Annotated in this window: 15 protein-coding genes; 8 read left to right on the forward strand and 7 right to left on the reverse strand. The window is 70.7% G+C overall.

Going from position 1 to position 15,178, the window contains the following annotated elements:
* Window positions 1-18: 18 nt before the first annotated feature.
* Window positions 19-1,596: a SpoIIE family protein phosphatase gene (locus tag AB0N89_RS07990; protein ID WP_364201456.1), complete on the forward strand. Its 1,578-nt coding sequence runs from the start codon at window positions 19-21 to the stop codon at window positions 1,594-1,596.
* Here the strand turns inward: AB0N89_RS07990 and AB0N89_RS07995 are convergent.
* Complete coding sequence (locus AB0N89_RS07995; RefSeq protein WP_364201459.1) at window positions 1,579-2,586, reverse strand: DNA topoisomerase IB; 1,008 nt, start codon at window positions 2,584-2,586, stop codon at window positions 1,579-1,581. The two genes, AB0N89_RS07990 and AB0N89_RS07995, sit on opposite strands and share 18 nt — an antisense overlap.
* A 98-nt stretch (window positions 2,587-2,684) precedes the next feature.
* Here AB0N89_RS07995 and AB0N89_RS08000 point away from each other — a divergent pair, with 98 nt between their 5' ends.
* Window positions 2,685-3,227, forward strand: a complete 543-nt coding sequence (locus AB0N89_RS08000; RefSeq protein WP_364201462.1) for a type 1 glutamine amidotransferase domain-containing protein — start codon at window positions 2,685-2,687, stop codon at window positions 3,225-3,227.
* 67 nt (window positions 3,228-3,294) lie between these two features.
* Complete coding sequence (locus tag AB0N89_RS08005) at window positions 3,295-3,477, forward strand: hypothetical protein (RefSeq protein ID WP_364201464.1); 183 nt, start codon at window positions 3,295-3,297, stop codon at window positions 3,475-3,477.
* Here the strand turns inward: AB0N89_RS08005 and AB0N89_RS08010 are convergent.
* Both AB0N89_RS08010 and AB0N89_RS08015 read right to left on the reverse strand, forming a co-directional pair.
* A complete protein-coding gene (locus AB0N89_RS08010) occupies window positions 3,470-3,856 on the reverse strand; it encodes a hypothetical protein (protein ID WP_364201467.1) in 387 nt (128 codons plus the stop codon). The two genes, AB0N89_RS08005 and AB0N89_RS08010, sit on opposite strands and share 8 nt — an antisense overlap.
* Window positions 3,857-3,904: 48 nt before the next feature.
* Window positions 3,905-5,212: a serine/threonine-protein kinase gene (locus AB0N89_RS08015; protein WP_364201470.1), complete on the reverse strand. Its 1,308-nt coding sequence runs from the start codon at window positions 5,210-5,212 to the stop codon at window positions 3,905-3,907.
* 144 nt (window positions 5,213-5,356) lie between these two features.
* On the opposite strand from AB0N89_RS08015, the gene AB0N89_RS08020 reads away from it, so the two are divergent.
* Entirely contained in the window at window positions 5,357-6,454 is a 1,098-nt protein-coding gene (locus tag AB0N89_RS08020; protein WP_364201473.1) for a hypothetical protein, read from the forward strand.
* Between the two features lie 162 nt (window positions 6,455-6,616).
* Window positions 6,617-7,450, forward strand: coding sequence for an SAM-dependent methyltransferase (locus tag AB0N89_RS08025; RefSeq protein WP_364201476.1), 834 nt, complete (start codon window positions 6,617-6,619; stop codon window positions 7,448-7,450).
* Window positions 7,451-7,602: 152 nt separating this feature from the next.
* On the opposite strand, the gene AB0N89_RS08030 is transcribed toward AB0N89_RS08025, so the two are convergent.
* The 3 genes from AB0N89_RS08030 to AB0N89_RS08040 all read right to left on the reverse strand — a co-directional run bounded on the left by AB0N89_RS08030 (window position 7,603) and on the right by AB0N89_RS08040 (window position 11,650).
* A complete protein-coding gene (locus tag AB0N89_RS08030) occupies window positions 7,603-9,444 on the reverse strand; it encodes a M48 family metalloprotease (protein WP_364201479.1) in 1,842 nt (613 codons plus the stop codon).
* Window positions 9,445-9,606: 162 nt separating this feature from the next.
* Window positions 9,607-10,440 carry an aldo/keto reductase gene (locus AB0N89_RS08035; RefSeq protein WP_364201482.1) on the reverse strand — a complete coding sequence of 278 codons (834 nt, stop codon included), beginning with the start codon at window positions 10,438-10,440 and terminating at the stop codon, window positions 9,607-9,609.
* Window positions 10,441-10,468: 28 nt separating this feature from the next.
* Entirely contained in the window at window positions 10,469-11,650 is a 1,182-nt protein-coding gene (locus AB0N89_RS08040) for an MFS transporter (protein WP_364201485.1), read from the reverse strand.
* A 142-nt stretch (window positions 11,651-11,792) separates the two neighbouring features.
* Between AB0N89_RS08040 and AB0N89_RS08045 the strand changes: the two genes are divergently transcribed.
* From AB0N89_RS08045 to AB0N89_RS08055, 3 genes are all read left to right on the forward strand, one after another.
* Window positions 11,793-12,245: a MarR family transcriptional regulator gene (locus AB0N89_RS08045; protein WP_364201488.1), complete on the forward strand. Its 453-nt coding sequence runs from the start codon at window positions 11,793-11,795 to the stop codon at window positions 12,243-12,245.
* A 35-nt stretch (window positions 12,246-12,280) separates the two neighbouring features.
* On the forward strand, window positions 12,281-13,738 hold the full coding sequence (locus tag AB0N89_RS08050; RefSeq protein WP_364201491.1) for an amidohydrolase family protein: 1,458 nt from the start codon (window positions 12,281-12,283) through the stop codon (window positions 13,736-13,738).
* A 72-nt stretch (window positions 13,739-13,810) separates the two neighbouring features.
* Window positions 13,811-14,275, forward strand: a complete 465-nt coding sequence (locus AB0N89_RS08055) for a DUF2127 domain-containing protein (protein WP_364201494.1) — start codon at window positions 13,811-13,813, stop codon at window positions 14,273-14,275.
* A 9-nt stretch (window positions 14,276-14,284) separates the two neighbouring features.
* Here the strand turns inward: AB0N89_RS08055 and AB0N89_RS08060 are convergent, their stop codons facing one another.
* On the reverse strand, window positions 14,285-14,983 hold the full coding sequence (locus AB0N89_RS08060; protein ID WP_364201496.1) for a serine/threonine protein phosphatase: 699 nt from the start codon (window positions 14,981-14,983) through the stop codon (window positions 14,285-14,287).
* Window positions 14,984-15,178 lie beyond the last annotated feature (195 nt).

Raw genomic sequence — 15,178 nt, forward strand, 5'->3', positions numbered from 1 at the left:
GCAGGAGGAGGTCCGGGAATGGTGTCACGGCCGGCCCCGGCCTCGACGTCGCTCCCCTCGGAGCCGTCGCCCACGACGAGTGAGAGCGCGCTGCCCGAATCCGGCCGATTCTGGCGCGAGCTGCTCGAAGACGTCCGCGACGCCGTGCTCGTGCAGGACGTCGGCGGCGCGCTGCGCTGGTCGAATCCCGCCGCCCGCGAGCTGTTCGGCGGCGGCCGCCCGGTGCTGACCGCCGAAGGTCCCGACGTCGGCCACGTCGAGCACACCGGCCGCCGGTTCCCGGCGCGGATCCGGACGCTGCCCGGCGGCTGGCACGCGTGGACGGTGACCTCCGCGGTCGCGGCCGACGGACCGCGCGTGGACGGCTTCCTCGCCTCCTCGGGGCCCCGCCTGGCCTCCGCCCGCGGACGGCACGGGACGGCGAAGGTGATCGCCGAGCTCGCCGCCGCCGAACTCGCCGACTGCGTCTTCGTTCTCCTGCCGACCACCCGCGGCCGGTGGGAGTGGTGGAGCTGCGACCACCGCACCCACCACGGGCACGGCCGGATCCGCCGCGTCCCGGCCCAGCTGGCGCCGGTGCTCGCGAGCACGTTCGCGTCCACCGAGGAACCCGAGGCCAAGACGGTTCCGGAGGAAGAGGTCGCGACGCTGCCCGCCGTCGTCGCGGAGCGGCTCGCCGCCCACTCGTCGGTCACCGTGGTCTCGCTGGGAGCCGACGGCGGCGCCGGGGTCACCGGTGCGGTCGTGCTCGCCAGACGCGGCGCGCCCGCGTTCGGCGAGGACCACCCGCGCGCGGTGACCGAGTTCGCCCGCGCGGCCGGGACGGCGCTGGCGAACGCGCACCGCTACGCCCGCCAGGAAGAGGCCACCCGCGGCCTGGAGACCACGCTGCGCCCGACGCCGCCGCCCGAGGTCTCCGGCGTCAAGTTCGACGTCTGGTACGAGCCGTCGGGCGGGCTGCTCGACGTCGGCGGCGACTTCTACGACGTCCTGACGCGCGACGGCGGCGGCGCGATGTTCGTCCTCGGCGACGTCTGCGGCAAGGGCGCCGAGGCGGCCGCGCTGACGGGACGGGTCCGCCAGACCCTCGCCGCGCTCGATCTCGTCGAGCACGACAACACGACGTTGCTGAGCCTGCTCAACTCCCTGCTGATCACCGGGGGCAGCGGCCGGTTCGCCACGCTGGTGCTCGGATCGGTCATGGCGGGCGAAGACGGCCTCGGCGTGACCTTGGCCTCCGGTGGGCATCCCGCGCCGCTGGTGGTGCGCCGCCACGGCGGGGTCGACGAGATCACCCTGCCCGGCACGCTGGTCGGGATCTCCCCGCAGGCCCGGTTCGCCGAGACGACCGTCCGGCTGGCCGAGGGCGACGTCTGCCTGCTCTACACCGACGGGATCACCGAAGCGCGGCATCACGAGCGCCCCTCGGACTTGTTCGGGGACGAGCGGCTGCGCGACCTGCTGACCGGCTGCCAGGGACTGTCCGGCCGCGAGGTGGTCGGGCGCGTCCGCTCCGCGGTGCGGGAGTGGCTCGGCAGCGGGACGCACGACGACATCGCCGTCCTCGCCATCGAGGCTTCACGTCCCGTTCAGTAGACGCACCACCGCACGCTCCACTATGTCGCGAGCCTCGTTCGGACCGGCCGCCTTCTCCGCCCTCCTCTTCGCCCGGGCGATGGTCCGGTCTTCGCGGTACGCCGTGATCACCCGCGGGTCCACATAGGACCGCCGGGCGACGGCGGGAGTGTTGCCCAGGCCTTCGGCGACTTCGGCCATCACGGTCTTTTCGGCTCGCTTCAGGCCGCGTTCGCTCGACGGCTTCTCCAAGTCCGCGAAGGCGGAGGCGGCGAGCACCGTGGCGTTCCAGGTGCGCAGATCCTTCGCGGTGAAGCCCTCACCCACGAGTTCCCGGAGCCGTTCGTTGATGTCGTCGGCCTTGACCTCGTGCCAGCCGTCACCGTCGCGATACGCGAGTAGGCGGGAGCCCCCGCCGCGCGCGCGGCGCAGGGAACGGACCAGCCGCACCAGGGCTTCGTCCGGCAGCCGGACCTTGCGCTGGATCCCGTGTTTCGCGGGGTAGTCGCACACCAGGCATTCGTCGCGGAGTTCGACGTGCTCGCACAGCAATGTCGCTACGCCATGGGTCCCGTGCTCGTCGGCGTAACTCTCGCCACCGGTGCGGAAGACGCCCAGGTCGATCATGCGCAAGGCGCCGGCGAGTACGCGGTGCCGCTTCAGGCCGCGCGCGTCGAGATCCTCTTGTACCGCTTCGCGCAGTTTGGGCAGTTTCCGTGCCAGCACGAGAACGCGTTCGTGTTTCTCCTCATCCCGGGCTCGCCGCCACTCACCGTGGTAGACGTATTGCTTCCGCCCGGCGTCGTCCACCCCGACGGCTTGGACGTGGGCGTTCTCGTGCGGAGAGATCCACACCCGCCGCCACGCGGGAGGGATCGCCAGCGCCGTGATCCGCTCAAGCGTTTGCTTGTCCTTCAGCGGCTCGCCTTGCGGGGTCAGGTAGCCGAAGCCACGACCTCTGCGCCGCCTCCGGATGCCGGGGGACCCGAGGTCCGCTCGCCGAAGTCGCATGCGCCGCGAATACCCGGGGTGATCGCGGTTCATACCCATGGTTCGGCGGGCCCGGCCCGGGGTAGTCCGGAAGCGAGGACTACTCAGGGAGGAACGCAGTGGCGAAAACGCTGAAAGGGCGCCGCGTGGCCATCCTCGCCGCGGACGGCGTGGAGCAGATCGAACTGGTCGAACCGCGCAAGGCGGTCACCGACGCCGGGGCGACCGCCGAGGTCGTCTCGCTGGAACCCGGCGAGATCCAGGCCATGAACGGAGACATCGACAAGGCGGACAAGTTCACCGTGGACCTCGTCGTCAAGGACGTCACGGTCGACGACTTCGACGCGCTGGTGCTGCCCGGCGGCACGATGAACCCGGACAATCTGCGCGCCGACGAGGACGCGGTCCGCTTCGTCCGCGATTTCGTGAACAGCGGCAAACCGGTCGGGGTGATCTGCCACGGACCGTGGACGCTGGTCGAGGCCGACGTCGTCCGCGGCCGCACGCTCACGTCGTATCCCAGTGTGCGCACCGACATCCGCAACGCCGGCGGCACGGTCGTCGACCAGGAGGTCGTCAACGACAACGGCCTGATCTCCAGCCGGAACCCCGGCGACCTGCCCGCGTTCTGCGCCGCGATCGTGACCGAATTCGGCCGCTGACCCCGGATAACTAGTGGCGCGCGTCACAGGGATGGGGGATCGTGGTGGCAGAGGAGGAGGTGCCGCGATGACCGTGCATGCCAGACGCTACGGCCGGTGGTGCCGCGAGCATTTCGAGACCGAACACGAGCAGGATCAGGACCGGAAGCAGCCCGCGGACGCCGAGGCCACACCGGACGTCACCGACGCCCGGGCCGAGCAGGCCCAGGCCGGTGACGGCCCGGCGGGGAAACCGGGTTCGCTCAGCTGAGCGGCCGCCGGTACCAGACCCGTTTCGGGCCGGGCAAACCGATCCGCGAGACGAGGTCGGTCACCACGCCGCCGATGATCAGCCACAGCAACGCGGCGAGACCGTCGTTGAACAGGGTCCGCAGCTTGACGCCGTCCGGGGTGAACAGATTGCGCAGCCCGAGCGAGACCCCGCGCGACCACTGGTCGATCAGCTGCGCGAATCCGTTGCCGGGATTGGCTTCGCCGAACACGAGCAGGATGTGCACGATCAGCACCAGTGCGAAGATCCAGCACACCGCGTGGACGAGGGCGTTGACGACGCGCACTACGCGGATCCTGGCGGGTGTCCGCTCGACGATCTCTTCCTGCGGTTCACGCGGGTCGTTGAGATAGGTCATCGCCGTCTCCCATCATCGTCCACAGTGGACAGCCGGTCGGGCGGGTGCTCAACCGGGGGGCTGGGGCCTGGTCTTCGTCTTGGTCCTGGTCTTCGTCTTGCTCGGTTTGTCCGAGGCACTCGGGTCGCCGGTGGAGGCGTTCGTCTCGCTCGGCGCTATGACACTGGCGCTTTCGCTGGTGCGGGACGGATTCACGGTGACCGGGACCGCTTCGGTCACGACGACCGTGCCGCGCGTCACCTTCGCGCCCTGCGTGGGCACCTCCACGGCTTCCGAGGCCTGCTGTCCCGAAGCCGCCACCGGAGCGGAGGTTCCGGTCGGTGCGGGGGGAAGCACGGCACCCGGCTGGACGGTCGGGTTCGCCGCGGTCTGGTTGACCGCCAGCAGGACGGCGACGGTGATCGCCGCGGCGGGCGCGCTGATGGCGGCGACCACGGCCGCTCGCTTGCGGCCGCCCGGGCCGATGCGCACGACCTTCGTTCCGGTGGAGTCCTCCAGCAGGATCCGGGAGATCGCCGCCGCCGTCGGGCGCTGTGCCGGCCTCTGCGCGGTCATGCCGCGCAACAGCGTCGTCATGGTCACCGACAGTCCGGACGGGATCCGGGGCGGCCGGTGCAGCCGTCCGACCGCCGCCTCGACCGGCGTTCCGCCGTACTCCCGTTCCCCGGAGAGGCATTCGAGCAGGACGAGGCCGAGCGCGTAGATGTCGGCGGGCGGGCCGACGTTCTCACCGCGGACCTGTTCGGGCGCCATGTACGCCGCCGTGCCGACGACGCCGCCGGTCTCGGTCACCCTGGTCGCGTCGAAGGCGTGCGCCACGCCGAAATCGCCGATCAGCGGGCCGTCGTCGGCCATCAGGATGTTCGCCGGTTTCAGGTCACGGTGGGTGATGCCGTGCGCGTGGACGTGCGCGAGCGCGTCGGTCAGCCGGGCGGCCAGTTCGACGACCGCGTCCTGGGACAGCGGGCCGGAACGCAGGCGCTGGGCCAGGTTCGGGCCCTCGACCAGGCGCATCGTGAGGTAGGTGTAGCCGTCGCCGGAGCCCGCGTCGTACAGCGGGACGAGCCCGGGATGACGCACCGCGCTGAGGGCCTGGATCTCCTGTTCCCGGCGGCGCTCGTCGCGGGTCATCGTGTCGGCGTGGAACAGTTTCAGCGCGACCTCGCGCCGTTCGAGCAGATCACGGGCGCGGAAGACGCGCGCGGTCGCGCCGCGGCCGAGCAGATCCCCGACCTCGTAGCGGCCGGCGAGCTTGCGGGGCAAATGGTCCGGATCGTGCACGTTCAGGCTGAAACGGCGTTCCGTGGTCCCGCCATCGGGCTCCTCGTCGTCATCGCGCGAACCCGTGTCGTCCATCGGTGCTACCTCCGTCTCACCGGCCGAACGCCGAGTACCCGGTCCGGCCCCGGGCGAAACAAGGTTTGAGAGCGTACCGGAGATGATCTGGGGGTTCACCCCGAACGGCGGACAACCCCCGCGGGGGCCGGACGTCCCGATGTCATGAAGCCGAACCGGTGGGCCGCGCTCGCCGCCGCCGCACTGACCGCCCTCGCCGTCTGCACCCCGTCCGCCGCCGCGGATTCGCTGGTACCCAAGGGTTTCGCGCCCGCGTCGACGAGCTGGACCGGGCCCTCGCGCGGGTTCGTCCTCGGCTACTCGCCCTGCGGGAAACCGGGCTGGTGCGCGTCCCTGCTGTCGACGACCGACGGCGGGAAACGGTGGCGGCGCGTCGGTGCCCCGCCGATCTCCTTGCCGGACAACCACAATCAGGTCGAACTCGCCGTGATCGACGAACACGACTTCTTCCTCTCCGACGGCAACCGACTGCTGTCCAGCCACGACGGTGGCGTCACATGGTCCGGCGTCCGGCTCGCCGGGGTCCGGGAACCCTTCTATATTTCGAAAATCACCGAAGCTGGACCGCGGGTGTTCGCGATGGTCACCGGTTTCGGCAGCCCGTCGACGACGACGTTGTACGCCGGGCTTTCCGGCACCCAGGTCCTCCTGCCGGTCCCGGGATTCACCGTCACCGGCTCCGCGACCTACGGCGATGTCGCCACCAGTGGCGGGGTGCAGGTGTCGATGGGGGCGGACTACCGCGTCCAGAAGTACTGGACCTCGTCCGACGGCCTGACCTTCGCGGCCGCGCCGCCGCCCTGCCCGGCGGACAGTTCGGCCCTGTTGAGCGGAATCCGGCGGGGGCGCGTGCTGGCGCTGTGCAGCGGGGGACCGGGCACGCCGCAGCCGGGCGCGACCCTGCGGCGGTTGTGGCGGGCACCGAAGCTCGGCGGGCGGTTCACCGGAACGGCGCAAGCGCCCGTCCTCGGGATCAACCAGAGTTTCAGCGCCGCTTCGCCGACGGCCGCGACCGTCGCGGCGGAAGGCGGCGGCACCGGATTCCTGCACAGCACCGTCGACGGCGGGGCGACCTGGAAGACGACCGTGCTCAGCGGCCGCGGGGTCTGCCTCAACGATCTGGACTTCCCGGACGAACGGGTCGGAGTGGTCGTGGACGGACTGCCGGACGCCGAAGGGGGATCCGCCGTCTATCGCACGGTCGACGGCGGCGGCACGTGGCGCGAACTCGACTTCGCGTGACCGCCGCGTCACCCTGTGCGGGAAAAATGCAGGTAGGCAAGGCCTCGGGGAGGTTCACGCGGGCACACGCCATGTCGTAATCTGGGTACGGTCCGTCGATGTCGAGGGAGCCGTGGGTGCGTTCTCCGCCGCCCGTGCACGGCTGAAGGGTGGAACGTGTCCATGACTTCGGACGAGGTCCGGTCCGCGCCGAGGCGCCCGCTGCCGCCCCTCGACTACGACAAGCCCAATCTCGCCCGCATGAAGGACGCCCTCCTCGGCGGGCACGATCACTACGAGATCGACAGGCAAGCCGTCGAAGCCTTCCTCACGGTGGCCCCCGACGGCGCTGTGGTGGCCAAGGAGTTCCGGTCCTGGGCGAGCCGGGCGATCCGGTTCCTCGCCGGCACCCGTGAGGTCGGCCAGTTCCTCGACCTGGCCTCCGGCATGCCCTACGTCGAGAACACGCACCAGACGGCGCAGCGGCACAACCCCGACGCGCTGGTCATCTACGTCGACGACGATCCGGTGGTCCAGGCGCACGGACTGGCGTTGCTCGAAGATCATCTCGTGCACGTCAGCGGCGCGGATCCGCGCGATCCCGAGAAGACGCTGAGCGATCCGGTGATCGCCGACAATCTCGAACTCGACCGCCCGGTCGCGGTGCTCTTCAACGCGGTGCTGCACCACATCGAAGACCTCGACGAGGCGCGGGCCGTCGTCCACGGCTACCTCGACGTGCTCGCGCCCGGGTCGTACCTGCTGCTCACGCACTACTACACCGACGGCGCCGGCCCGCGCGGCGAGTTCGCGCGGAAACTCGACGGCCTGATGGCCGGCATCGGTTATCCCACGGTGCACCGGAGCCGCGACGAGATCGAGTCGCTGTTCGACGGGCTGGACCTCCTCGAACCCGGCTTGGTGCACCTGCACGAGTGGTGGCCGGAAGGGCCGCGCCTCGCCCCGCTGACCCAGCTCAACCACCTGAGTCTCGGCGGCGTGGCGGTCAAGCCTTAGCGGGGTGTCCGCTGCCCGCCGCCCGTCGCAGTCGCAGGTCCGTGAAGGCCTCCTTCACGGACCTGCGACTGGGGCGGTTGCCGGCTCGAGGTCGTGCCGGTCAGGACCGGTAGCGTCGACCACACCCGTGGGTAAGCGAATACGAGTCGCCATCAGGCCTTGAGCGACTTGAAGACCGCCGTCAGTTCGTCGTGGGCGGTCCCGAAGTCCTCGGTGTCGCCGGTCATCGCGAGTTCCAGCGTCTCGCCGTCGGAGAGCTCCATCGTCAGGTACTCGGTCAGCTTCCGGCGGGGGAAACCGCCCGCGACGATGTCCGCGAACGGGATCCGCCGCGCGCCCGGTTCGGCGCGCAGGTCGTCGAGGCCACGTTCCCGCAGCTTCCGGATCCGTTTGCGGTCCGACACCCCGCGCGCGCCGAGCAACCCGGCGAGACGACGCCGGATCAGGACCGAGCGCGCCATCGGCAGGAGCACCACTTCGGTGTCGCAGACGATCAGGTCGTAGAGGCTCCGCTTGGTCTTCAGCGCGGTGAACATGCCGAGCATCCGGGCGTCGGCCGGATCCGGTTCCCGGTGGGGTTCCTGCTTGCAGAAGTACCCGGCCGGCACGTTCAGCAGTTGCAGGTTGCCGACCAGTTCGTCGACCGCGCGGGGGCTCCGCACCGCCGGGGCGACCAGCTCGACGACGTCGAACGGCTCGCCGTCGCCGAGGCACAGTTCCCAGCCACCGCCCCAGTTCAACCGGTGCGCGGCGACTCCGTTGTCGATCATCGCGGCGGTGACGGTGTCGGCGAACAACTCGGCCAGCAGCTCGCGGCCCTCTTCGCGGGACGAGGTCCGCAGCGGCTTGGCGAGCGCGTCGGCGTCGCCGTCCCGCAGGACCCGGACGACCTCGCCGATCGTGCCGCGAGGGGCCAGTCTGCTCTCGATTCCGGCCGAGGTCAGCAGCCTCGCGCCCTCCGCGACCGAAGCGCGGCCCGCGCGTTTGACGACCTCGTCCCAGTCCGCTCGCGGCCCGACGTCGCGGATCAGCACGTCCAGTTCCGCCTCGGGCACGTCGACCTTCGGCGCGCCCAGCAGCGCCCAGCCCGGCCGCGCGTCCGGTTTCACCGGGTTGTCCGGCACCCCGGCCAGCGCGGCGATCCGGCGCTTCGTGGGCGGATGACTGTCGTACTTCGACAGCTCTTCGCCGTCGAGGATGTCTTCGGCGTACTCGGCCATCCAGTCCCGCTGGACCGGGTGGTTGAGATACGAACGGAACCCCAGCAGCACCGCGGGCGTGCGCCGCGCCGTCGCGCCGAGTGAGAGGTACCGCTCGGCGTAGTCCTTCCAGAGCGGGCTGAGCGTCGCGGCCTTCCGCAGCGCCGCGGCCGCCGTCCGGCTTCCCGCGGCGAGCACCGACGCCTCGTCGGCTTGGAGTTCCTGCCGCCGGTTCGCCGACCGCGCGACCAGCAGGTACAGCTTCGAGTAGGCGGAGAGCAACGCCCTGGCGGGGCCGCCGTCCAGCCTGTCGACGGTGAAGGCGAGCGTCTGGGTGCCGCGATAGGTCAGCGCGAGCAGGCGGGTGTGGCCGCCGCTGTAATGACCGAGTTCGTGCGCCAGCACCGAGCGCAGTTCGCTCACGCTCATCGCGGCCAGCAACGGCAACCCGATGAGCATCGTGCGGCGGCCCGGCCGCAGGCCGAGGAACCGGGCGTCCTCGCTGACCGCGGCGTTGATCTCGCCGATCAGCACGATCTCGTCCGGCGGCCGCGTCTTCACCTGGGCGGCGAGTTCGTCGACCATCTCCCACAACGCGGGATGGGCGTCGCGGTCCAGCCGCGGCCCTTCGATCGGGGGACGTCGTGCCCGCAACGCGCTCACCAGCCCGAAGCCGAGCGCGATCATGATCGCGAGCCCGCCGAGCATGACGTACATGCCCGTTTTGCCCGGGAGTCGCAGGCCGGCCAGCACGCTGGCGACACCCACCGCGACGACCACCAGTGGGAACGCCACGAGCAGAAGTGTCGCGAGGACGGCACGTCCTCGGGCCTGCATCGTCCGGTTACCTCTTTTCGCACAACTGCCGTCAGTGCGGCCGAATAGTAACCGGCTGCCCAAGGCGTCGTGAGCGGTAAGGACGGTTCCAACCCATCCTTACCGCTCACGAGGCTGGTGCTACGCGACGTTGAAAGTGTCGGGATCCGGCCCGGTCCGCTCACCCCGGTCCAGGACGGACAGCGAGGCGATGTCCTCGTCCGACAGCGTGAATCCGAAGACGTCGAGGTTCTCCTTGATCCGCGACGGCGTCACGGACTTCGGGATCACGACGTTGCCCAGCTGCAGGTGCCACCGCAGGACGATCTGCGCCGGGGTGCGGCCGTGCTTCGAAGCCAGCGCGGTCACCGCGGCTTCGCCGAGGAGGTCGCCGCCCTTGGCCAGCGGGCTCCACGCCTCGGTCGCGATGCCGTGCTTCGCGTCGAACTCGCGCACCTCGGCCTGCTGCAGGTACGGGTGCACCTCGACCTGGTTGACCGCCGGGGTCACGGAACCGGCGTCGAGCAGCCGCTCCAGGTGGGCGGGCTGGAAGTTGGACACGCCGATCGCGCGCACCCGGCCGTCGGCGTAGAGCTTCTCGAAGGCCTTCCACGTGTCGCGGTAGAGGTCGCGCTCCGGCGTCGGCCAGTGGATCAGGTAGAGGTCCAGCCGCTCCAGGCCCAGCTTCGCCATGCTGGCGTCGAACGCCTTCAGCGTGGCGTCGTAGCCCTGTTCGCTGTTCCACAGCTTGGTGGTGATGAACAGCTCGTCGCGGGCGATCCCGGACTCGGCGAGAGCCCGGCCGACGCCGGCTTCGTTGCCGTAGACGGCGGCGGTGTCGATGCTGCGGTAGCCCGCGTCCAGCGCGGCCTTGACCGCGGCGGTGGTCTCCTCGTCCGGCACCTGGAAGACGCCGAACCCGAGCTGCGGCATCTCCACCCCGTTGTCGAGCTTGACGGTGGGAATGTCGGTCACTTGCGTTCCTTTCGTGGGTGTTGATGGGTCAGGCGGCGGGGGCCAGTTCGGCGCGACGAGCCTTTCGCCGCCCGTGATCGAGCATGCCTGAGATGACCGCGACCAGCAGTCCGGCGAGCGCGAGCGCGGCGCCGATCCAGTTGGGCGCGGTGTAGCCGAGACCGGCGTCGATGGCCTTGCCGCCGAGCCACGCGCCCCCGGCGTTGCCGAGGTTGAACGCGGCGATGTTGGCGGCCGAGGCCAGCGCGGGCGCGCCTTCGGCCTTGTCCATGACGCGGGCCTGCAACGGCGCGACGGTCGCGAAACCGGCGGCGCCGAAGACGGCGATGGTGATCGCGGCGGGGAGCTGGGCGTGCGCGGTGAAGACGAACACGACCAGCACGGCCGCGAGCGCGGCGAGGATGACGTACAGGCTGGGCATCAGCGACCGGTCGGCCGCCTTGCCGCCCAGCAGGTTCCCGACGAACAGCCCGGCGCCGAACAGCACCAGCAGCCAGGTCACCGCGCCGGGGGAGAAGCCCGCGACCTCGGTCATCATCGGGGCGATGTAGGTGAAGGACGCGAACACCCCGGCGAAGCCGAGCGCGGTCATCGCCAGCGCGAGCCATACCTGCGGACGCCGGAACACGGCCAGTTCGCTGCGCAGTCCCGCGCTCTGCGTCGTCGCCTGGGCGGGGACCAGGGTGAGGATCCCGATCAGGCCCGCCACGCCGAGGACGCTGACCGCCCAGAACGTCGAACGCCAGCCGAGGGCCTGGCCGAGCGCGGTCCCGGCGGGCACGCCGAGGACGTTGGCGACGGTCAGCCCGGTGAACATCATCGCGATTGCGCTGGCCTGTCTGGCCGGTGCGACCAGCGAGGCGGCGACGACGGCGCCGACGCCGAAGAACGCTCCGTGCGAGAGCGCGGCGACCACGCGGCCGGTCATCAGCAGGCCGTAGGTGGGGGCCAGCGCGGAAACGACGTTCCCGGCGATGAACAGGACCATCAGGCCGACCAGGACCGTCTTGCGCGGCACCCGCGACGCGAGCGCGGTCAGCAGCGGGGCGCCGACCACGACGCCGAGCGCGTATCCGGAGATCAGCAGCCCGGCGGAGGGGATCGAGACGCCGAAGTCGCCCGCGACCTCGGGCAGCAGGCCCATGATCACGAACTCGGTGGTGCCGATACCGAAGGCGCTGATCGCCAGTGCGAGCAGAGCGGCAGGCATTGAAGGCTCACTTCTTCCCGTAGAGTGGTGTTAACTGGCGTCGGCAACTACGAGCGTCCGAAATAGTTGCACGCGCCGTATATTGCACACGCTGATGATGCACGACGCAACGAAGCTCGGGCAACCGGGGAAGAGGTGAACCGTGTCACTGGCCGACGACGCCGTGGAGGCACGCGCGCAGGGCTGGCGGACCCTCGCCGCGCTCCACGCGCGGATCGAGGACGCGCTGGAGCGCGCGCTGGCGCAGAAGCACGAACTGTCCGTCACCGAGTACACCGTGCTGGACGTGCTCGGCCGTCAGGACGGCTTCCACCTGCGGATGAACCAGCTGTCGAACGCCGTGGTGCTCAGCCAGTCGGCGACGACGCGGCTGGTCACGCGGCTGGAGGGCCGGGGGCTGCTGCAGCGGTACCTGTGCCCGGACGACCGGCGGGGGATCTACACCGAGGTCACGCCGTCCGGGCAGGAACTGCTCGCGGCCGCGCGGCCGACGCACGACGCCGTCCTCACCGAGGCGCTGGCCGCCGCCGAGGAACTCCCCGAGCTCGCGCCTTTGGTCGCCGCGCTCGGAAAGCTCACCTTCGCCCGCAATTAGGAGACTGAACGCGGCCCGCCTGGCAAGGTGAGTGCGTGGACGATCTTCTGGTGCGCCGGGTCCGGGTCGGCTTGGCGGGTTCCCTGTCGGACGTACTGATCAGAGAAGGCCGGATCGCGGCCATCGCGGGGCCCGGGCAAGCGGGTGAGGCGTCGGAGAGCCTGGACGGGCACGGCGGCACGCTGCTGCCCGGTCTCGTCGACGCGCACGTGCACACCGCGCAGTGGTCGGCCGCGCGCCGCCGGATCCCGCTGGGGGAGGCGACGTCCGCCGCGCACACGGTCGAGCTCGTGCTCGCCCATCTGCTGGCGCATCCCGTGCCTCCCGGCGAACTCGTGCTCGGCGCCGGCTTCCGCGACGGCCTCTGGCCCGACGCCCCGCACAAGGACCTGCTGCAGAAGGCGCTTCCCGGACATCCCGTCGCCCTGTTCAGCGCCGACCTCCACACGCTGTGGCTCAGCCCCGCCGCGCTGAAGCTCATCGGCCGTGAGCACCCGACCGGTGTGCTGCTGGAGAACGACTGCATGAGCGCGACCGCCGAACTCCCCGTCGCGCCCGCCGAAGTCATCGACGGCTGGGTCGCCGACGCGCTCGCCGCGGCGGCCGCCCGCGGCGTCACCCGGATCGTCGACTACGAGTACGCCGACACCGTCACCGACTGGCGGCGACGGCTGGCCAGGAAACCCTTGCCGGTCCGGGTTTCCTGCGTGATCGCGAAGTACCTGCTGGAGACCGCCGTCGAACGCGGTCACCGCAGCGGCGACGTCATCGAGGACACCGGCGGACTGCTCACGGTCGGCCCGTTCAAGCTGTTCGTCGACGGTTCGCTCAACACCCGGACGGCGTACTGCGTCGGGCATTACGCCGGAACCGACTCCCACGGGCTGCTCGAACTGCCGCCTGAGGAGCTGGAACCGTTGATGCGCAAGGCTTCCGAGAACGGGCTCATTCCCGCGGTACACGCGATCGGCGACCACGCCAACAAGATCGCGCTCGACGCCTTCGCGCACGTCGGCTGCGCGGGGCGCATCGAGCACGCGCAGTTGCTGCGTGCCGAGGACGTCGCGCGCTTCGCCGAACTGGGTGTCGTCGCGAGCGTGCAGCCCGCCCATCAGCCGGACGACCGTGACGTCGCCGATCGGCACTGGCACGGCTGGACCGATCGGGCTTTCCCTTACGGCGCTTTGCATCGCTCCGGGGTCACCCTGGAGTTCGGCTCGGACGCGCCGGTCGCGCCGCTGGACCCGTGGGACGCGATCGCGTCGGCGGTCAGCCGTACCGACGACCACCGTCCGGCGTGGCATCCCGAGCAGGCCATGCCGCTGGAGGCCGCGCTCGCGGCGTCGTCGGGCGGCCGGACCGGAGTGGCCGTCGGGGACGTCGCCGACCTGGTCGTCACCGCGGTGGATCCGTCGCGGCTGTCCCCGGAAGGACTGCGCGACATTCCCGTCACCGCCACGGTGATGAACGGACGGATCACCTACACGGCGTAAGTCGTCCAGGTGACGGCGACTGCGGGCCGCGAACGGGTGCGGCAGGGTGAGGTGGTCGCGGAGGGAGCGCCCATGAACACCGAGAAGCTGTTCCGGATCGCCATCACCCTGAAGGGCCTCGACGGCGCCTTGCAGCTGGTGGGCGGGCTCGTCCTGATGATCGTCCCGGCGTCGGCCGTCACCGGTTTCGCGCACGCCGTGGTCACCCGTGACCTGCTCGGCGACCCGGAGGGGACGCTGGCCCGGCACCTCGAACTCGCGGCCGGTCACTTCGTCGAGGGCCGGACCTTCGCCGTCGTGTATCTCCTCGTGCACGGGCTCATCAAGCTCGGCCTGGTCTGGGCGCTGGCACGCAAGGTGATGCGCGCCTACCCGGTGGCCGCCGTCGTGCTCTCGGCGTTCGTGGTCTACGAGATCTTCCGCGCGATCCACACGCACTCGCTCGCGCTGCCGTTCTTCGCCGCGCTCGACGTCGTGATCGTCGTGCTGGTGCTGCGCGAGTACCGGCAGCTGAAAAGGGATCGCGTCGCGGCCTGACCGCCCGGTTCAGGCCGCGACGCGAAGCTTCTCCGTGGCGAGATCCGCGCGGGGCGGATCCACCACGATCGCGGTGGCGTTGTCGCATCCACCGAGCGAGATCGCCGCGCGCACCAGCTCCGCGGCCGCCCCGTCCGGCATCCCGAGGATGTCGAGCATGGCCTGCCTGCCGAGCGTCTTGTGCACACCGTCGCTGGTGAGCAGAAGACCGCCGGTCGTGACGGTGGCCGAGCCGATCTCGTGAGCACCGGCCGTGCGGACGCTGGTGGTGACGACGTGTTCCATCCGCGGTGTCACGGGCTGGCCGTGGTCGCGGAAGTACTGCGCGAGCGTATGGTCCTTCGTCACCTGCCGCACGGTGTAACCGTCCCAAGCGTACGCCCGCGCGTCCCCGGTCCACGCGATGCCATACCCCGCGTCGGTCCGGACGGCCACGACGAGGACGCAGTCACCGCCCCCGCCGAGGGCGCGCACAGCGCGTTGAGCAGCCAAAACCGCCGCGATCGCACCTTGCCCGACCGGGTTCCGTGCAGCCGCCGAAGCCGCCGTCCGTGCCGCGTGTGCCGCGTTCGGGTGATCTCCGACTCCATCGGCCAGCGCGAACACGATTCCCGCCCCGCCCGCCGCCGCGTACGCCCCGACGGCGTCCGCGTTGTGCTCGCGCGGACCCCGCGCGCTCGCCTTGTGCCAGTGTGGAAGCTCCCTCATGGTCTTCTCCTCACCCCGGGGTGATCGCCTGTTTCCAGAGTGCGCCCGGTTCCTGTGCTGGGGCTGAGGGTGGGGTGATAGCCGGCTGTCGGTCCGGTGGGTCGTGAGTGGCGATTCGGGTTGAACGCCAAAACCCCAAACAAACACCCCACCCCGACACCAACCGCCCTAAAAAACGGACCCCCCCCCCAAAAG

This window comes from Amycolatopsis sp. NPDC089917 (genome assembly GCF_040684635.1).
Classification (GTDB): Bacteria; Actinomycetota; Actinomycetes; order Mycobacteriales; family Pseudonocardiaceae; genus Amycolatopsis.